Consider the following 18,553-nt stretch of genomic DNA (forward strand, 5'->3'; position numbering starts at 1 on the left):
ATATACCAATACATTTGCATACACATGATACATCTTCTATACAGGGAGCAATGTATTTAAAAGCTATAGAAGCAGGTGTAGATGTTGTAGATGTAGCACTAGGCGGATTGTCTGGTTTAACGTCTCAACCAAACTTTAATTCTCTAGTAGAAATGTTACGTTTTCACGAACGCGAAAATAAATTAGATACAGATAAGTTAGCAGAATACTCTAACTATTGGGAAACTGTACGTAATTATTACTACACGTTTGAGTCTGGACTAAAATCTGGTACAGGAGAAGTATATAAGCATGAGATTCCTGGAGGACAATATTCTAACTTAAAAGGACAAGCAATTGCTCTTGGTTTAGAGGATAAGTTTCCTGATGTAACAAAAATGTATGGAGAAGTAAATCAGCTTTTTGGAGATATTATAAAAGTAACGCCTAGCTCTAAAGTAGTAGGTGATATGGCGCAGTATATGATTAGTAATAATTTAACTGTGCAAGATGTTTTAGAAAAAGGAGATTCAATTTCTTTTCCTCAGTCTGTAATTAGTTTCTTTAAAGGAGATTTAGGTCAGCCTGTAGGAGGCTTTCCAAAAGAGCTTCAAAAAATAATTTTAAAGGACCAAGATGCATATACAGAAAGACCAAATGCACATTTAGAACCTATAGATTTTGATAAAGAGTTTAAGTCTTTTAAGCGTAAATTTAGAAAAGGTATGGGTAGAGATTTAGAAATGACAGATTTCTTGTCTTACAAGCTATATCCAAAAGTATTTACAGATGCTTATAACAACCATGTTAAATATGGTAATGTTATGAACATACCAACAAAGAACTTCTTTTATGGTATGGAAGTAGGTGAAGAAATTATAGTAGAGCTAGATCGTGGTAAAAACGTGCTAGTATCATTAATGTTAAAAGGCGAACCTGATGAAAACGGAAACGTAAGCATATTCTTTAAAATTAACGGACAGCTACGTAATGTTATGGTTAAGGATAAGGCAATAAAAGTTGTTAAAGCTCAAAATATTAAAGCTGATAAAGAAAATGATAAAGAAGTAGGTGCTCCACTGCAAGGTTTATTATCTAATGTTTTAGTTAAAAAAGGAGAAGAGGTTAAAAAGAACCAGCCTTTATTTGTAATTGAAGCTATGAAAATGGAAACTACCGTTACCGCAACAGCAGAAGGTGTTGTAGATAAAGTGCATTTATCTGGTGGTTCCTTAGTAAATTCTGATGATTTAGTGCTAGTACTTAAATAGCGATTGTAGCTTTGTAAAATAATAAACACCATTCTTCTTGCTGTAGAAGAGTGGTGTTTTTTTAATTTTTATCTAACAAAGTGTATTACTGTAATAAATAATTATGAGTTAACACGTATAAAATATAAGCCCTAAAATCTATTCTTAGACTTTAGGGCTTATATGTAATTAATTATTTAGTATTTAAAATCTATATCCAATACTTAAACCAGCACGTACGCCAGCCCAAGGACCATCTAAATCTATTTCTGCGCCATTAGCATCAACTTTATACTCTGTATCTACTAAAGGAATATCTGTGTCTTGTAAAGTTTCTAATAATGCATCTTGTTCGTTCTGAGATAAAACTCTAGATGACACACCTTTTAAATTTCCATTACTAGATCCAATATGCGGACCAGCAATCCACCAGTCTAAAACAAGGTTACTTCCTAAGTTAAACTGAGATCCAATTAATAAGCCAAAAGTACTCCCTTTAATAGTACCGCTAGTAGTTAAAGTTTCTGTTCCACCACCATCTGCATCATAGCTAAAGTTCACATTTTTAAAAGTGTATTTAGATGCTCTAAAAAATGGAGCTAAATAAAAGCCTTTTCCATATCCTTTTTTTCCTGTATAAATACGTACTTCTGGTGTAAAACTAGAGTAGCTCATTTTACCATTGTTAACAATGTTAGACAAGTCATCATCTTCGTCTTCATCAACAAAAGAACTTCCAAAAGGAATACCACCTTCAGGTATTGTACCATAAGATAATGCAACAGAAAAAGTTTTGTTTAAAACTCTTTCGTACTGAAACTGAAAGTTTCTAAAGACCAAACTTGTTAAACTAAGTTTAGCAATGTTTTTTTTGTCTTGATACTCTAAAGTAGACTGTTCTTCATTATTAGCTTGTTCAGTAGGTTCTAATTCTTGTGCATACGTAAAACATGTAACAGATAAGAATGTAGTAAGTAGTAAAATTTGTTTTTTCATTATTTGTTTTTAAATTGATTAAATAAAACTATTTCCGTAGGAAATTATTGCAATAATATGACTTTATTTTTTAAAATTTTACTTTAAATTACTACTAACGTATTTTTTTGTAAAAAAAGAAAAGCCCTGAAAATCATAAAGATCTCAGGGCTTTTGCATATAAAAACTAGTGGGGTTATTTCTTATTTTGCTGATCCTTAATGGTTTCAGAGTCAATATCAAATTTGTTAGTGTTTATATTGGTGTTCCCAGTAGGGTTTGTAGGGTTTGTTTGTTTTACTTTTCTTTTTAATCTCTTATCTTCAATAATTCCCATGTCATTTTATTTTTTAAGTTCAAGGTTAATATACAAGATAACTTATAGTTTCTCAGTTAATATACTTCTAAGTCTTTGTTAATGAGTGTTAAATGGCTTTTTGTATATTTTTTACTAAACTATTTAAACTACGTATTACATACTTTACTTTTTGTTAGTTTTGCAGTCTTTAAAATATACAGATGATTACAGTAGATAATATTGCAGTAGAATTTAGTGGAACAACCTTATTTAGTGGTGTAAATTTTGTTATTAATGAAAATGATAAAATAGCACTTATGGGAAAAAACGGTGCAGGTAAATCTACAATGATGAAAATTGTTGCCGGTAAACAAAAGGCTACTAAAGGCAAAGTTAGTTGTCCTAAAGATACTGTAATAGCTTACTTGCCTCAGCATTTACTTGCAGAGGATAATTGTACGGTTGTAGAGGAGGCTTCTAAGGCTTTTAGTCACGTTTTTACAATGAGAGACCGTATGGACTTTTTAAACAAAGAGCTAGAGACAAGAACAGATTATGAGAGTGATGCCTATATGAAGATTATAGAAGAGGTATCTGAGCTTGGAGAGCAATATTATGCCTTAGAAGATGTAAATTATGATGCTGAGGTAGAAAAAGCATTAAAAGGCTTAGGTTTTAGGTCGGAAGATTTTACAAGACAAACAAGTGAGTTTAGTGGTGGTTGGCGTATGCGTATAGAACTTGCAAAAATACTACTGCAAAAGCCAGACTTAATTTTGTTAGATGAGCCAACAAACCATATAGATATAGAATCTGTAATTTGGTTAGAAGACTTTTTAGTAAACAAAGCAAAAGCTGTAATGGTAATATCACATGACAGGGCTTTTATAGACAATATTACTAATAGAACCATAGAGGTTACTATGGGTAAAATTTACGACTACAAGGCAAATTACTCTCACTATTTGCAATTAAGAGAAGAGCGTAGAGCACACCAAATAAAAGCATATGAAGAACAGCAGAAGTTTATAGAGGACAATATGCGTTTTATAGAGCGGTTTAAAGGAACGTATTCCAAAACAAATCAGGTTACATCTAGAGAACGTATGTTAGAAAAACTAGATATTATAGAGATTGATGAAGTAGATAATTCGGCTTTAAGGTTGTCATTCCCATCAGCGCAACGTTCTGGAGATTACCCTGTAACTGTTGAAGATTTAACCAAAACATACGGAGATCACACTGTGTTTAAAAACGCAAGTATGTCTATCTCCAGAGGAGAAAAAGTATCTTTTGTAGGTAGAAACGGAGAAGGTAAATCTACAATGATAAAATCTATCTTGGGAGAAATAGAGTACGAAGGTAAGTGTAGTTTAGGGCACAATGTGCAAGTAGGTTACTTTGCTCAAAACCAAGCTTCATTACTAGATCCAGATTTAACTATTTTTCAGACGGTAGATGAGGTTGCTAAAGGAGATGTACGTACGCAAATAAAAAATATTTTGGGTAGGTTTATGTTTAAAGGTGATGATGTAGATAAAAAAGTAAGTGTACTATCTGGAGGTGAAAAAACAAGGTTAGCAATGGTAAAACTATTGTTAGAACCGGTAAACCTTTTAATATTAGATGAGCCTACAAATCATTTAGATTTAAAGTCTAAAGATGTTTTAAAAGAAGCATTGTTAGATTTTGATGGTACTTTAATACTAGTTTCTCACGACCGTGATTTTCTACAAGGGTTAGCAGAAAAAGTATTTGAGTTTAAAGATCAACGTGTAATAGAACATTTTGAAACTATTGATGCCTTTTTAGAACGTAATAAGATTAAAAACATAAAAGACATCGATTTAAAAAAATAGCGATTGTTTTTAATTTTTGATACAAGTCCTAAACATTATATTTAATTATATTGTTTAGGGCTTTTTTTATTGTATATATTGAATGGTTGTACAATTTATAAGTTGAATAACACTTTTAATGTTAATTATTTGTTTATGAGCTAGTTGTGTGTTTTGTTTAAACTTGTATTAACAATAGTAACTTTTTATTAATACTTACTTAATGCGTGTTAATGTTTGTGTAACATTATTATAAAGTAGCCGCACTTTTAGCTTAACAATAGCTATATAGTTTTGGGCAACTTAAAAACACACAATGAAAAAGAATTACTATTTTATTTTATTATTACTAACAGTATGTACTGTTGCGGCACAAAACAAAGGAAATCTTAACGGGCAAGTAGTAGATGAAACAGGAGCTCCTGTAATTGGAGCTAATGTGGTTATACAGAGCATTTCTATGGGCGCGGTTACAGATGAATCTGGAGCTTATAAAATTGATGACTTAGTCTATAAAACATATACAGTTACAGTATCTTACTTAGGGTACAAGAATATAAAAAAATCAGTAACAATTTCTACCCCAAATACTACAGTAAATTTTAAATTAAAGGAACCTTCTTTTCAGTTGGATGGTTTAGTGGTTACAGCACAAAAAAGAGAGCAGTTAAATAAAGATGTGCCAATTGCAATTACCTCTTACGGTAGTGAGTTTATAAACAATCAAGGTACGTTTGAGTATGATACTTTTTCAGATTATGTACCAGGTTTGCAAATCCAAATTCAAAGTGTAAATAACCCGGGCATTGTTGTAAGGGGTATTACTAGTGATAGCGGTGACTCTAGAGTAGAGCCAAGAGTTTCCGTTTTTCAAGACGGAGTGTCTATTAGTAAATCTCGTGGTTCTGTTGTAGAGCTGTTTGATATAGAACGTGTAGAGGTTTTAAAAGGCCCACAAGGAACTCTTTTTGGTAGAGGGGCGCAAATTGGAGCAATGCACATTATTCAAAATAAAGCTAAAAATGAGACTTCTGCTTCTTTAAAAACAGGTATTGGTAATTACAATCAGTTTTTAGTAAACGGTTATGTAAATACTCCTTTGGTAAAAGATAAGTTATTTGCTCGTGTAGCTGCAATTTACAATAGAAGAGATGGGTATATAGAAAACCTTTCTGGAGGAGACCTAAATGGTAAAGAAACTTTGGCACTTAGAGGTTCTTTAAAATATATGATTAGTGATAATACTACGTTTGATTTTATTGCAAATTGGCAACAAGATACACCTCCAGGTACTTCTTTTAAAAGTGGAACTTTTGCTCCTTTAGGAGGCGATTTAAATCCTAACTCTTTTGCAGACTTAGAGCGTGGTAAAGAACTGGGTTTAGACCGTACAGTTTATGGTTTTACAGGAATTTTAAAGTCGTCACTTAATGACAAGTGGGATGTAACTTCTATTTCTGCATACCGAAAATTTAACTCAGATGAAGCCTTTGATGCAGATGGTACAGCAGCACCAGTTTTATTTTTTAGAGAGGTTGCAGAAGGAGAACAATTTAGTCAAGAAGTACGTTTTAATTTTGATAATGATGATAAATTATCTGGTTTTGTGGGAGCAAATTTCTTTTATGAAAACGGATCACAAGCAGTACCTTTTGAGGTTAATGAGCAAAGTTACCTAGCGCTTTTAGTAGCTACAGATGCTTTGGTAGTAAACGGTGTACCTACTTTGTTCCCTAACATTCCTAATGATCCTGGCAGTTTTGGACCATTGGCAGGTGCTCCATTATTACCTTTTAATAGCGAAAACTCTATTAATTACGGAGAAAATTATTCTGGTGATATTTTTGCAGATGCTTCTTATGATGTTACAAATAAGCTAACTCTTACATTAGGACTAAGAGCAACCTTAGAAAACAGTAACGCAGGTTTAGAAGTTATAAATGCAGATAATCCAGGGGTGTTAGGTAACTTTTTAGGAGCTTATCCTAACAACTTATTTACGCCAACAAATGGAAAAATTACAGCTAGTGAAACATTTACATCTGCAGTAGGTAGGTTTGCAGTTAATTATGATTTAAGTGATGCGGTAACTGTTTTTGGTAATGTTGCACGCGGAAGAAGACCAAATGTAATTAATGTATCAGCTACAGAAGTAAATGTGTTGTCAGACGAAACTGTTTGGTCTTATGAGTTAGGACTAAAATCATTAATGTTAGACAATAAACTACAGTTTGATGTAAATGGGTACTTTTATGACTACAGTAACTTTCAAACAACAATAGCACGTTTAGACGAAACAGATGGTTTGGTAATACTTCCTAATGATAGTGGTAGTGCAACTGCATTAGGTTTTGAGGCTGCTATGCAGTATCAGTTTGCAAAGAGCAGTTCTTTCTTTGCTAATTACGGTTATATAGATGCTTCTTTTGACGATGAAGATTCAGACGGTAACCCACAGCAATTGGCAGGAAATACGTTTAGGTTAACACCAGAACATTCTTTCTCTGCAGGGTTTAATATCAACCCTACATTAAATGATAAAGTTGCTGTGTTTTTAAGGCCAACATACACTTACAAGTCCAAAGTATTTTTTGAGGAAACTAATTTACCAAACATATCTCAAGATGGTTATGGTTTACTAAACATTAGAGCAGGTGTAACCATACAAGATAAATATGAGATTAGTTTGTATGCAACTAATGTTTTAGACGAGGAGTTTATTATAGATGCTGGTAATACAGGTGGTGCTTTTGGTATACCAACTTTTATTGCTGGTCCTCCTGCATTTTACGGATTGCAATTGTCTGTAAATTTTTAAACTAAATAATTAAAAAACAATTAAATGAAAAATAAAAATACATATATTCTTTCTTTATTTCTAGTATTTGCGTTTTTTGCAACCGCACAAAAAGGGGCAAAAATGCAAAAACTAAAAGAGTTAGAGAAAAATATACAAATAGAGGAGAGTAATGTTGTTGGTCTTAAGAAAGATAATGAAGCACATATTATATGGTCAGACGATTATAAGTATAAAAAATCTCCTATAGCTTTTGTGTATTTGCACGGTTTTGGAGCTAGTTATGCAGAAGGTGAGCCAGTAATGTCTCAGTTATCTACTCACTTTAAAGCAAACACCTATATGGCTCGTTTAGAGGAGCACGGAATTTACAGAGATAATACGTTTGAAAACTTAACACCTGAGAATTACATTGCATCTGCAAAACAAGCAATTGCTTATGGCAAACTGTTAGGAGATGAGGTTATTGTAATTAGCACATCTACAGGTGGTACATTAAGCTTGGCAATAGCAGCAGAAGATAAAGATATAAAAGCGTTGGTTTTGTATTCTCCGTTTATAGATTTGCTTAACCCAGCAATGAAAGCAGTAATACAACCAGGAGGAAAAGAGCAATTTATCAAGGCTTTAGGAGGTACAATGCAAGTGCAAAAACGTCCAGAATTAGAAGCAAAATATTGGTCTACCAACTATCACATAAATGGCTATATTTCATTAATTACTATGCTTACAAATACAATGACAACAGAAACTTTTTCAAAAGTCACTTGTCCTGTGTTTTTAGGATACTATTATAAAAATGAAGAAGAGCAAGATAAAGTTGTTTCTGTGCCAGCAATGCAAGTAATGTTTAATGCTCTAGGAACGCCAGAAGAAGATAAAACTAAAATGGCTTTTCCAAGAAGTGGAAATCACGTTATAGCAAGTGATATTAGATCCAAAGATTGGGAAGGTGTGTATTTAAATACAGTTGACTTTTTAAATAAAATTATAAAATGAAATTAAAAATAGTTATTTGCGGGCTTATTGGCCTTGGTTTTATGGCTTGTAAGCAGAGCGATAAAAAGAAAGAAAAAAAAGAAGACACAGCTCCGGTTGAAGAAACAGTAGTAACTTATAATTTTGATTTAGAAGGTCACCGTGGTGCTAGAGGTTTAATGCCAGAGAATAGCATACCAGCTTTTACAAAAGCAATAGAATTGGGTGTAAATACTATTGAGCTAGATTTGGCTGTAACTAAAGATAAACAAGTTTTGGTATCTCATGAGCCTTATTTTAATCCGCTTTTTTGTATGGATTCTCTTGGGCAAACTATTGCTAAAAAAGATTCGATTGCATTAAATATTTATGAGCATACGTACAAGCAAACTCAAAAATACGACTGTGGTAGTATGGGTAACGTTAAGTTTCCAGAGCAAGAAAAACAGTTTGTAACTAAACCTTTATTGTTAGATGTTATAGCTCTTGCAGATTCTTTAACAGCAGGTAATGCAACACCAATAAAATATAATATAGAAATTAAGAGTTTACCAGAGGGAGATGGTATTTATCACCCTAATCCAAAAGATTTTTCTGATTTAGTTATAGCGACTATTAAAGATAAAATTGCTGTAGAAAATGTAGTGCTACAAAGTTTTGATTTTAGAGTGTTGCAATATTTACATCAAAATTATCCAGAGTACACATTGGCTGCTTTGATATATAAAGATGATGTAAAAACTAATTTAGATACATTAGGGTTTGTACCACAAATATATAGTCCGTTACATAGTATGTTATCTAAAGAAGTTATAGCAGAACTACACTCTAAAAATATGAAAGTTATTCCTTGGACAGTTAATAATGAGACTGATATGGAAAACCTATTAGCAATGGGAGTAGATGGTTTAATTACAGATTACCCTAACAAGGCTATACAATACAGAAAATAATAACCAAAAACTAAAAAGCTGTTTCATAGTTGAAACAGCTTTTTTTATGCTTAAGAAAATAAATTTTTATCTTATTTTTTGTACAAATTCTTTAATGGTATCTACACCATTTTCTGTTAGGTGTTTTATAAATGCAGAGCCAATAATTGCACCTTTTGCATCTTCTGTTGCTTGTGTAAATGTCTCGTTGTTGTTAATACCAAAACCAACAATTTGTGGGTTTTTAAGTTGCATGCTAGCTATGCGTTTAAAATAAGCAGTTTGCTCATCTCCAAAGCCAGATTTAGACCCCGTTACACTAGCAGAACTTACCATATAAATAAAGGAATCAGAGGCTTCATCAATTTGCTTAATACGCTCGTTGCTAGTTTGTGGTGTAATTAAAAAGATGTTTTTTAAATTGTACTTTTTAAAAATAACTTCGTATTCATCCTGGTAAACAGCCAAAGGTAAATCTGGCATAATTAAACCGTCTATACCAATTTCTGCACATTTTTTGCAAAAGGCTTCAACTCCATATTGTAACATTGGGTTAAAATATCCCATAACAATTAGAGGTATAGAAACTGTTTTACGTATATCTTTTAATTGCTCAAAAAGTAAGTTGGTGGTCATACCATTTTTAAGCGCAATTGTAGAGCTGTTTTGTATGGTTGGTCCATCTGCTAGTGGATCACTAAAAGGCAATCCAATTTCAATCATATCTATACCGCTGGCTTCTAAACCTTCAATTATTTTAACTGTGTTGTTCAGCTCTGGGTAACCTGCTGTAAAGTACAATGAAAGAAGTTTTTTATCTTCTTGCATTTTCTGATTAATTCTATTCATTATACAATTTTATAAATTAAAATATTTGATGTAATTATCTAAATCTTTATCACCACGGCCAGATAAACTTAGTACAACTACATCGTCTGGTTTAAAAGTTTTATGTTTAAAAATTGCTAAAGCGTGGCTACTTTCTATAGCAGGTATAATACCTTCTAATTTGGTTAATTCCAAGCCAGATTGCATAGCCTCATCATCTGTGGCAGAGTAAAATTCTCCTCTTCCAGATTTATATAAATGTGCGTGTAATGGTCCCACACCTGGGTAATCTAAACCAGCAGAAATAGAGTAGGGCTCTGTAATTTGTCCGTCTTGCGTTTGCATTAATAAAGTTTTACAACCGTGTATAACACCTTCTTTTCCAAGAGCAGATGTAGCAGCGCTTTCGCCAGAATTTACTCCTTTTCCAGCAGCTTCTACAGCAATAATGCCAACTTCTTCTTGATGCAAAAAGTGATAATATGTACCAGCAGCATTACTACCACCACCAATACATGCAACTACATAATCCGGATTTTCGCGTCCTTCTTTTTCTTTTAGCTGCCATTTTATTTCTTCAGATATTACAGATTGAAACCTAGTAACCATATCTGGATAAGGATGCGGTCCAATTGCAGAACCAATAATATAATGGGTGTCTACAGGATTGTTAATCCAATCACGAATAGCTTCATTAGTAGCATCTTTTAATGTTTTACTACCAGAAAGAGCAGGTCTTACTTCTGCTCCAAGCATTTTCATACGTGCTACGTTTGGTGCTTGGCGAGCAATATCAATCTCTCCCATATAAACAACACAATCCATACCCATTAGTGCGCAAACTGTAGCTGTAGCAACACCGTGTTGGCCAGCACCAGTCTCTGCAATAATACGTTGTTTGCCTAGTTTTTTAGCCATTAAAATCTGACCGATAGTATTATTTACCTTGTGTGCACCTGTGTGGTTAAGATCTTCTCTTTTTAAATAGACTTTTGTATTGTACTTCTCAGACAATCTTTTTGCAAAGTACAAAGGAGATGGCCTGCCTACGTAATCTTTTAAAAGCTGATCAAACTCTGCTTTAAAGTCGGGCTCTGCCATAACTTTAAGGTAATTTTGACGTAGGTTTTCTACGTTAGGATATAACATTTCTGGAATATAGGCACCGCCAAATGTTCCGTAATATCCTTTTTCTGTTACATTATAATTCATCTGAATTAGTGTTAAGTATTAAGTACTTAGTTTAGATACTTAATGCTGTTTTAAATTCTTTTAATTTTTCAATATTCTTTAATCCTGGTTCTGTTTCAAAACTACTATTTACATCTAGTACAACACAGTATTTAGATGCAGGTGTGTGTAAAAATGCTTTAATCTTATCTGCATCTTTTATACCAATACCACCACTTAAAAAGTAAGGTTTTGTAGATGTGTAATTTTCTAAAACAGACCAGTTAAATGTATAGCCGTTGCCGCCAGGTAGTTTACCTTTTGTGTCAAATAAAAAGTAATCGCATACTTTTTCAAAAGGAGCAAGAATGCTAAAATCAAAACTATCTTTAATAGAAAAAACTTTTATTATTTGTGGTTGTTTACCTTTTAATCCCAAATTAGAATTTCGCAAGCCTTTACAAAATTCAGGAGACTCTTTACCGTGTAATTGTACAATATCTAAATTATACTGGTTTATACGATCTACAACATAATCCAAATCAGCATCAACAAAAACACCAACTTTTTTAATGTTTTTAGGAATGTTACCCATTTCACCATTAAAAAACCGAGAAGAAGGCTCCCAAAATATAAAACCTAGAAAATCTGGTTGCAATGTAGCAATAGCCTCCATATTTTCTAGATACTTCATACCGCAAACTTTTAGTTTCATTAGGCTAAAGATTTAATAAAATTGGTAGCACTATCGCCAGGATTATCAGTTTTCATAAAATTTTCACCTATTAAAAAGCCTTTGTAACCATAGGGTTGTAATTCTTTAATAGCTTCTATGTTACTAATGCCACTTTCAGATACTTTAACAAAATCATTAGGTATTAATTTAGATAGAGATTTACTAGTATCTAAACTCACCGTGAACGTTTTTAAATTACGATTATTTACACCTAACATATCTAAACTAGGCATAATAGATTTGTGCAACTCTTCCTCGTTGTGTACTTCCAATAAAACATCTAAGTTTAAGCTTTTAGCAAACTCAGAAAATTGTTTTATTTCATCTCTAGTAAGTATGGCAGCAATTAGTAAAATAACATCTGCGCCATAGGCTTTTGCTTCTAGTATTTGATATTCATCTATAATAAATTCTTTACGTAGTAATGGCATTTGCACTGCAGCTCTAGCGGTTAACAAGTCATCTAAAGAGCCACCAAAGTATTTACCATCTGTTAAAACAGACATACCGCAAACACCAGCATTTTGGTAACCAGTAGCAACATCTTGTACAGATAGGCTATTATTTATGACTGCTTTTGATGGTGATCTTCTTTTATGTTCTGCAATAATACCAGAACTACTATTTTTTAATGCTGTAGCTAAAGAATTAGTAGGGCTGTTAAATAAAACTGAAGCTTCTAATTGAGGTACAGGAATAAGAGATTTTCTTAAATCTACCTCCTTGCGTTTGTCGCGTACTATTTTTTCTAAGATATCCATTTATGCACTTAGCTTTTGTAATTTTTTTAATGCTTCTAATCCTTTACCGCTACGCAAAGATTCTTGCGCCATTAAAAAGCCTTCTTTAGGTGTAATATTTTGTACTGTAGCAATTGCAATACCTGCATTGGCACAAACAACATTGTTTTGTGGATCTGTACCTTTACCACTTAAAATGTCTACAAATATTTTTGCAGAAGCCTCTACTGTATCGCCACCAACAATATCAGATTGTTTAATTTGCTGTACTCCAAAATCTTCTGGTTTAAGCATATTTTCTGATAGGCGTGATATTGTTTTTGTATTGCCGGTTAAGCTAATTTCATCATAACCATCTAAGGCGTGTAAAACAGTAAAGTTTTTGTCTGTATTTTGATAAAGATACCCATACATTCTTGCTAATTCTAAATTGAAAACACCTACCATTTGGTTTTTAGGAAAAGCAGGGTTTACCATTGGGCCCAGCATATTAAAGAATGTTTTAACAGCTAACTCTTTACGTATTGGCGCAACATTTTTCATTGCAGGGTGAAAAAGCGGCGCGTGTAACACGCAAATACCAGCTTCATCTATAGTTTTTTCTAAAAAGTCAGCGTCATTACTAAATTTAATTCCTAAAGACTCCATTACATTACTACTACCACATTTACTAGACACACCGTAATTGCCGTGTTTAGTAACTTTAATACCGGCACCAGCAGTAACAAAAGAAGCAAGCGTAGAAATATTAAAAGTGTCTTTACCATCGCCACCGGTACCGCATAAATCTATGGGATTATAGGCAGATAAATCTACCGCCAAACATAGCTCTAGTAATGCATCTCTAAAACCTTCTAACTCTTCAATAGTAACGCTGCGCATCATATAAACAGTTAAAAAAGCTGCAATTTGACTTGTGTTATAATCGCCTTTGGCTATGTTAACCAAAACATTTTTGGCATCTTCTTTAGAAAGAATTTCGTGATTAATTAATCTATTTAATATTGTTTTCATTTTTATTTTTTTAATTGAATAAGTAAATTTTACAAACTGTTTATTTTACTTATTTACCCAATTTTTTAGCATTTGTTTGCCTTCTGGTGTTAAAACAGATTCTGGATGAAACTGTACAGCGTTAACATCATAAACCTTATGGCGTAAAGACATTATTTGTCCGTTTTCATCTACAGAAGTAGCTTCTAAAACCTCTGGTAAATCTGGGTTTACAACCCAAGAATGGTAGCGCCCAACCTTTAATTCTTTGCCTAAACCTGCAAATAAAACATCGTCTTTTGTTACTGTAATTGTAGTAGCAATACCGTGGTAAACTTGCTCTAAATTAATTAAAGAACCGCCAAAAACTTCACCAATGGCTTGTTGACCTAAACAAACACCTAAAATGGTTTTAGTTGGAGCGTATGTAGCAATAATTTGTTTTAGTAAACCTGCTTCATCCGGAATCCCAGGACCTGGAGAAAGTACTATTTTTTCAAAAGCATCTACTTCTTCAAGTGTAAGTTGGTCGTTTCGTTTTACTGTAACATCACAATCTAAATCTTCTAGGTAGTGCACTAAATTGTATGTAAAACTGTCGTAATTATCTATAACTAGTATTTTTTTCATTGTCTTAAATATTCTCAGCTATTTCTAAAGCTTTGGTTAGTGCTCCTAATTTGTTGTATGTTTCTTGTAGTTCGTCTTTTGGGTTAGATGCGGCAACTAAACCAGCACCAGCTTGGTAGTGTAATTGATGGTTTTTACTTAAAAAAGTTCTAATCATTATAGCGTGATTAAAATTCCCATTAAAATCCATAAAACCAATGGCGCCACCGTAGTATCCACGACTAGTTTTTTCATATTTTTCTATAAGTTGCATAGCCATATGCTTAGGCGCACCGCTTAAAGTACCAGCAGGAAAAGTGTCTGCAACAACCTTCATTGTAGGTATGTTATCTTTTTTAATACCTGTAACTTTAGATACCAAATGTATTACGTGAGAGAAAAACTGAACCTCTCTATAGTTTTCTACGGTAACTGTGTTTCCGTTTCTACTTAAATCGTTTCTGGCTAAATCTACCAGCATAACGTGTTCACTGTTTTCTTTGTCGTCTTCTGTTAATTCTTTGGCAATAATTGCATCTTTTTCATCGTTACCTGTACGTTTAAAAGTACCAGCAATTGGGTGAATTTCTGCCTTACCATCTTTTACAATAATTTGTGCCTCTGGCGAGCTACCAAATATTTTAAAATCTCCATAATCAAAATAAAATAGGTAAGGAGATGGGTTTACAGAGCGTAAAGCGCGGTATACATTAAATTCGTCTCCTTTAAATTCCTGAGAAAACCTTCTAGATAAAACAAGTTGAAAAACGTCTCCACGCTGGCAATGCTTTTTAGCTAAATCTACTTGGTCTAAAAACTCTTTATCTGTTAAGTTAGAAGTTGCTTCGCCTTCTTTTGCAAAGTTATACGTAGCAAAGTTTCTAACATTTAATAATTGTTCTATTTCTGGTATGTTATTTTCTGTATTGTAGGTGTGTGCAAATATGTAGGCTTCATTTTTAAAATGATTAATAGCAATTACATTTTTATATACCGCATAATACATATCTGGTATAATAACAGAATTATCTTTTTTAGTAATGTTTATGTCCTCAAAATAACGAACAGAATCATAAGCCATATAGCCAAAAAGGCCATTGTTTATAAATTTAAAGTCGTTATTGTTAGAGCTAAATTTATTGCTAAAATTGTGTAATACTGTTGCTACATCTACACTACTGTCTATAGTTGTAGCAGTACTAGTACCATCTGGGTAATTCTCTAAAATAGTTTCATTTTCTATCTTTATAGATGCAATAGGATTGCAGCAGATATAGGAAAAACTATTATTATTTGCGTGGTAGTCGCTACTTTCTAATAAAATACTATTAGGAAATTTATCTCTAATTTTTAAGTACATACTAACAGGAGTAATGGTGTCTGCCAGTATTTTTTTGTAGTGCGATGTTAGATTGTATTTCATTTTAACTTTAAATTTTTAAATAAAAAAAAGGCTTGTCGTGATAGACAAGCCTTTTATGTATATTGTTACAATGGTGCTTTGCTCACGACGTTTGACGTAAGTTGTTCCACCACCATATGTTAGTTGTTATTTTCATTAGGTCAAATATATAAAGGAATTTTATAATACCCAACAAGAGTTGCATAAAAAATAAAAAACCTCACAAAAGTGAGGTTTAAAACATTTATTGGTTTTGTTTTATTTAGAATTGTAAATCTACAACAAGATCAAAATCGTCATAAATAGCTTTGTCTCCTAAGTTTTCAATAAAACTACCAGACTTGTATTTAATGTCAAAGTCTGTTCTGTCTATTTTTAAGCTAGCTGTTGCTTTGCTACCATATACAGATATTGTAAAGTCTACAGGTTTTGTAATGTTTTTTATTGTTAGATTACCTTTTGCTGCATATGCATTTTTACCTGTTGCTTTACCAACTGTAAAAACTAGTTTAGATGTTGTGTTTTTTTCTGTGCTAAAGAAATCATCAGACTTTAAGTGTCCTTCTAATTTTCCTTTCATTCCACCTTCTAAATCTGTAACTGTTAAAGTTGTCATATCTACAACAAATTCACCAGCAGATAGTTTATCATTTTTAAAAACTAAAGAACCGTCTTTAAATTTTAAAGTTCCTTCATGAGAACCAGTTACTTTGTATCCTTTCCAGGTGATTTTACTAGACTCTGTATTAATTTTTTTCTCTTGAGCTGTTAATGAAGCAACAGAAAATACTAATGCTAAAATACTAATTGATAATTTTTTCATAATTCTTGTTTTTATTTGTTTTAATTGTCTGTATTTAATTTATTTAAAAGTTTATTTAAGGATATTAAGTCTTCTTGTGTAACATTTTTTAATAGTAACTCTTCCATATTTAGCATGGCTTTACTCATTTTAACCAACTCATCTTTCCCTTTTTTAGTGATGTAAATTTCTATTTTTCTTCTGTTATCAGGGCAAATACTTCTTTTAACTAGTTTTTTTAGAATAAGTTTATCTACTAATCTTGTAGTGTTGCTCATTTTAGAAACCATACGTTCGTTTAAAGTACTAAGGTTAGCAGCTTTTCCGTTTTGGCCTTTTAAAATGCGTAATACATTAAATTGCTGTACAGAAACATCAAAAGGTTTTAAGGCTTCTGTTGTTTTTTCAGAGATGTGCTGGTGTACTAAAGTCAAATGAATAATTGTTTTACCTTCTAGAGGTAATGGCTTATTCGTTTTTAAAATTTTATCTACATCCATGTTGCTACAATAATTGTATATACAAATGTATGTAATTTTTATTTTAATTACTTTTGAAAAAAAATATTTAATATGGATTTAACACAACAAGAGTGGAGCGCAAAAATGGCAGAGGATGCCAACGCTTTTATATTAGACGTAAGAACTGAAGATGAAATAGCTGAAGGTATTATACCAAATGCAGTAAATATAGACATTTACAAAGGTCAAGGTTTTATAGATGAACTTGAAAAATTAGACAAAACTAAAACATACTATGTGTATTGCAGATCTGGTAACCGCAGTGGGCAGGCTTGTGCAATTATGAATAGCATTGGTTTTGAAAACGCTTATAATTTAGAAGGCGGTTTTATGAATTGGGAAGGTGAAGTTGCTGAGCAATAGGCTTGTTAACTTTCTTTTGTTTACTTTAGTAAGCAAACAATTTTAATATAGTTATGCGTGAAGACCTTTTACATTTTATATGGAAATATAAAAAAATACAATTAAAAGGCTTGCAAACAACAAAGGGAGATGCAATTACAATTACGTCTGTTGGCACGCATAACTATAATGAAGGGCCAGACTTTTTTAATGCGCAATTAAAAATAGGAAACCAGCTTTGGGCAGGTAATGTAGAAATACACATAAACGCATCAGACTGGTATGTCCACAATCATGAGAAAGATAAAAATTACGATAATGTAATTTTACACGTTGTTTGGCAAGAAGATGCTACAGTTTTTAGGCCAGACAACTCAGAAATTCCTACGCTTGTTTTAAAAGACTATATTCCTTTACATATTTTAAATAATTACAAGCAATTATTTTCTTCACAGAACCAAAAATTTATCAATTGCGAAAAAGACGTAGCGACAGTAGATTCTTTTTTAATGCAAAATTGGTTAGATCGTTTGTATTTTGAGCGTTTAGAGCAAAAATCAATCTTAATACAACAACTTTTAACAGATTCTAATAACAATTGGGAGCATGTGCTTTTTGCTTTATTGATGAAAAATTTTGGCTCTGCAATAAATGGAGAGTCGTTTTTGCAACTTGCAAAAAATATAGATTTTAGTGTTTTTAAAAAAGTAAGTGTAAAACCATTACAAGCAGAAAGCCTTTTATTTGGTATGTCTGGTTTGTTACAAAATGATGAAATTTTAGATAACTACTATTTAGAGTTGAAAAAAGAATATGCTTTTTTAGCACATAAATTTAATTTTACTATTTATGATCAGGTTTCAGTAGCTTTTTTTAAATTAAGACCAACCAATTTTCCTACAATACGTTTATCTCAATTATGTGCTTTGTATGGTAAGCATCAAACTTTATTTGCAAAACTAATGCAAGCAAAAACAGTAGATCAAATTTATGATTTATGTAATGTTGTAGCTAGTAATTATTGGGATAATCATTATACGTTTGGTAAAGAATCTAAGGTTAGTAAAAAAAGACTAACCAAGTCTTTTGTAAATTTATTAATAATTAACACCATTTTACCTTTGCGCTTTTGTTATTCTAAATATGTGGGTAAAGATGATAATGAAAATATTTTGGAAATAAGTACTGCTTTAGATAAAGAGCAAAATAGTATTGTTTCGGGCTTTAAAAATATAAAGCTTAATATGCAAAACGCAAAAGATAGTCAGGCTGTTTTGCAATTGTATAAAATGTATTGTACAAAAAATAAATGCTTGCAATGTGCTGTTGGTAGTAGTTTATTAAGTAGAAATGGTTAATTTTA

At 32.2% G+C, this 18,553-nt stretch carries 18 protein-coding genes; 7 read left to right on the forward strand and 11 right to left on the reverse strand.

Annotated features, from left to right (window positions below; translation table 11 throughout):
• Positions 1–1,250: biotin/lipoyl-containing protein (locus ABJD66_RS04355; RefSeq protein ID WP_348128650.1), on the forward strand; the 1,250-nt coding region annotated here is incomplete at its 5' end.
• 183 nt (positions 1,251–1,433) lie between these two features.
• Here the strand turns inward: ABJD66_RS04355 and ABJD66_RS04360 are convergent.
• The gene (locus tag ABJD66_RS04360) at positions 1,434–2,225 is read right to left on the reverse strand and encodes a DUF3575 domain-containing protein (RefSeq protein ID WP_100895101.1); all 792 of its coding nucleotides are present in this window, start codon (positions 2,223–2,225) and stop codon (positions 1,434–1,436) included.
• Positions 2,226–2,400: 175 nt separating this feature from the next.
• Positions 2,401–2,541: a hypothetical protein gene (locus ABJD66_RS04365; RefSeq protein ID WP_198519415.1), complete on the reverse strand. Its 141-nt coding sequence runs from the start codon at positions 2,539–2,541 to the stop codon at positions 2,401–2,403.
• Positions 2,542–2,723: 182 nt separating this feature from the next.
• On the opposite strand from ABJD66_RS04365, the gene ABJD66_RS04370 reads away from it, so the two are divergent.
• The 4 genes from ABJD66_RS04370 (at position 2,724) to ABJD66_RS04385 (ending at position 9,068) form a co-directional block, all read left to right on the forward strand.
• A complete protein-coding gene (locus ABJD66_RS04370; protein ID WP_348128655.1) occupies positions 2,724–4,361 on the forward strand; it encodes an ABC-F family ATP-binding cassette domain-containing protein in 1,638 nt (545 codons plus the stop codon).
• Positions 4,362–4,656: 295 nt separating this feature from the next.
• A complete protein-coding gene (locus ABJD66_RS04375; RefSeq protein WP_348128658.1) occupies positions 4,657–7,158 on the forward strand; it encodes a TonB-dependent receptor in 2,502 nt (833 codons plus the stop codon).
• Between the two features lie 102 nt (positions 7,159–7,260).
• On the forward strand, positions 7,261–8,136 hold the full coding sequence (locus ABJD66_RS04380; protein WP_348128661.1) for an alpha/beta hydrolase: 876 nt from the start codon (positions 7,261–7,263) through the stop codon (positions 8,134–8,136).
• Positions 8,133–9,068 carry a glycerophosphodiester phosphodiesterase family protein gene (locus tag ABJD66_RS04385; RefSeq protein WP_348128664.1) on the forward strand — a complete coding sequence of 312 codons (936 nt, stop codon included), beginning with the start codon at positions 8,133–8,135 and terminating at the stop codon, positions 9,066–9,068. Before ABJD66_RS04380 ends, ABJD66_RS04385 begins: the two co-directional genes overlap by 4 nt.
• A 66-nt stretch (positions 9,069–9,134) precedes the next feature.
• On the opposite strand, the gene trpA is transcribed toward ABJD66_RS04385, so the two are convergent.
• From trpA to ABJD66_RS04430, 9 genes are all read right to left on the reverse strand, one after another.
• Positions 9,135–9,896 (reverse strand): tryptophan synthase subunit alpha, encoded by a 762-nt coding sequence (gene trpA, locus ABJD66_RS04390; protein WP_348128667.1) that lies wholly within the window; start codon positions 9,894–9,896, stop codon positions 9,135–9,137.
• Positions 9,897–9,905: 9 nt separating this feature from the next.
• Positions 9,906–11,087 (reverse strand): tryptophan synthase subunit beta, encoded by a 1,182-nt coding sequence (gene trpB, locus ABJD66_RS04395; protein ID WP_348128670.1) that lies wholly within the window; start codon positions 11,085–11,087, stop codon positions 9,906–9,908.
• Between the two features lie 31 nt (positions 11,088–11,118).
• Positions 11,119–11,760: a phosphoribosylanthranilate isomerase gene (locus ABJD66_RS04400; protein WP_348128673.1), complete on the reverse strand. Its 642-nt coding sequence runs from the start codon at positions 11,758–11,760 to the stop codon at positions 11,119–11,121.
• Complete coding sequence (gene trpC / locus ABJD66_RS04405) at positions 11,760–12,542, reverse strand: indole-3-glycerol phosphate synthase TrpC (RefSeq protein ID WP_348128676.1); 783 nt, start codon at positions 12,540–12,542, stop codon at positions 11,760–11,762. The genes ABJD66_RS04400 and trpC overlap by 1 nt, the downstream gene beginning before the upstream one ends.
• Entirely contained in the window at positions 12,543–13,535 is a 993-nt protein-coding gene (gene trpD / locus ABJD66_RS04410) for an anthranilate phosphoribosyltransferase (protein ID WP_348128679.1), read from the reverse strand.
• Positions 13,536–13,580: 45 nt separating this feature from the next.
• Complete coding sequence (locus ABJD66_RS04415; protein WP_348128682.1) at positions 13,581–14,144, reverse strand: aminodeoxychorismate/anthranilate synthase component II; 564 nt, start codon at positions 14,142–14,144, stop codon at positions 13,581–13,583.
• A 4-nt stretch (positions 14,145–14,148) separates the two neighbouring features.
• The gene (locus tag ABJD66_RS04420) at positions 14,149–15,546 is read right to left on the reverse strand and encodes an anthranilate synthase component I family protein (protein WP_303545006.1); all 1,398 of its coding nucleotides are present in this window, start codon (positions 15,544–15,546) and stop codon (positions 14,149–14,151) included.
• Positions 15,547–15,787: 241 nt separating this feature from the next.
• Positions 15,788–16,348, reverse strand: a complete 561-nt coding sequence (locus ABJD66_RS04425) for a YceI family protein (protein ID WP_303545003.1) — start codon at positions 16,346–16,348, stop codon at positions 15,788–15,790.
• A gap of 20 nt (positions 16,349–16,368) precedes the next feature.
• On the reverse strand, positions 16,369–16,827 hold the full coding sequence (locus tag ABJD66_RS04430; RefSeq protein ID WP_100895120.1) for a MarR family transcriptional regulator: 459 nt from the start codon (positions 16,825–16,827) through the stop codon (positions 16,369–16,371).
• Positions 16,828–16,899: 72 nt separating this feature from the next.
• Here ABJD66_RS04430 and ABJD66_RS04435 point away from each other — a divergent pair, with 72 nt between their 5' ends.
• Entirely contained in the window at positions 16,900–17,211 is a 312-nt protein-coding gene (locus tag ABJD66_RS04435) for a rhodanese-like domain-containing protein (protein ID WP_303544999.1), read from the forward strand.
• Between the two features lie 53 nt (positions 17,212–17,264).
• Entirely contained in the window at positions 17,265–18,548 is a 1,284-nt protein-coding gene (locus ABJD66_RS04440) for a DUF2851 family protein (protein ID WP_348128687.1), read from the forward strand.
• Positions 18,549–18,553 lie beyond the last annotated feature (5 nt).

The organism is Cellulophaga sp. (genome assembly GCF_039943695.1).
Lineage (GTDB): Bacteria > Bacteroidota > Bacteroidia > Flavobacteriales > Flavobacteriaceae > Cellulophaga.

Bases quoted from the DNA above. Each gene is read 5' to 3' on its own strand.
- ABJD66_RS04400 (WP_348128673.1), bottom strand. From the start codon at position 11,760: ATGAAACTAAAAGTTTGCGGTATGAAGTATCTAGAAAATATGGAGGCT.
- ABJD66_RS04370 (WP_348128655.1), top strand. From the start codon at position 2,724: ATGATTACAGTAGATAATATTGCAGTAGAATTTAGTGGAACAACCTTA.
- ABJD66_RS04425 (WP_303545003.1), bottom strand. From the start codon at position 16,348: ATGAAAAAATTATCAATTAGTATTTTAGCATTAGTATTTTCTGTTGCT.
- ABJD66_RS04365 (WP_198519415.1), bottom strand. From the start codon at position 2,541: ATGGGAATTATTGAAGATAAGAGATTAAAAAGAAAAGTAAAACAAACA.
- ABJD66_RS04435 (WP_303544999.1), top strand. From the start codon at position 16,900: ATGGATTTAACACAACAAGAGTGGAGCGCAAAAATGGCAGAGGATGCC.
- ABJD66_RS04420 (WP_303545006.1), bottom strand. From the start codon at position 15,546: ATGAAATACAATCTAACATCGCACTACAAAAAAATACTGGCAGACACC.
- ABJD66_RS04430 (WP_100895120.1), bottom strand. From the start codon at position 16,827: ATGGATGTAGATAAAATTTTAAAAACGAATAAGCCATTACCTCTAGAA.
- trpC (WP_348128676.1), bottom strand. From the start codon at position 12,542: ATGGATATCTTAGAAAAAATAGTACGCGACAAACGCAAGGAGGTAGAT.
- ABJD66_RS04375 (WP_348128658.1), top strand. From the start codon at position 4,657: ATGAAAAAGAATTACTATTTTATTTTATTATTACTAACAGTATGTACT.
- ABJD66_RS04415 (WP_348128682.1), bottom strand. From the start codon at position 14,144: ATGAAAAAAATACTAGTTATAGATAATTACGACAGTTTTACATACAAT.
- trpB (WP_348128670.1), bottom strand. From the start codon at position 11,087: ATGAATTATAATGTAACAGAAAAAGGATATTACGGAACATTTGGCGGT.
- trpA (WP_348128667.1), bottom strand. From the start codon at position 9,896: ATGAATAGAATTAATCAGAAAATGCAAGAAGATAAAAAACTTCTTTCA.
- ABJD66_RS04385 (WP_348128664.1), top strand. From the start codon at position 8,133: ATGAAATTAAAAATAGTTATTTGCGGGCTTATTGGCCTTGGTTTTATG.
- ABJD66_RS04440 (WP_348128687.1), top strand. From the start codon at position 17,265: ATGCGTGAAGACCTTTTACATTTTATATGGAAATATAAAAAAATACAA.
- ABJD66_RS04380 (WP_348128661.1), top strand. From the start codon at position 7,261: ATGCAAAAACTAAAAGAGTTAGAGAAAAATATACAAATAGAGGAGAGT.
- trpD (WP_348128679.1), bottom strand. From the start codon at position 13,535: ATGAAAACAATATTAAATAGATTAATTAATCACGAAATTCTTTCTAAA.
- ABJD66_RS04360 (WP_100895101.1), bottom strand. From the start codon at position 2,225: ATGAAAAAACAAATTTTACTACTTACTACATTCTTATCTGTTACATGT.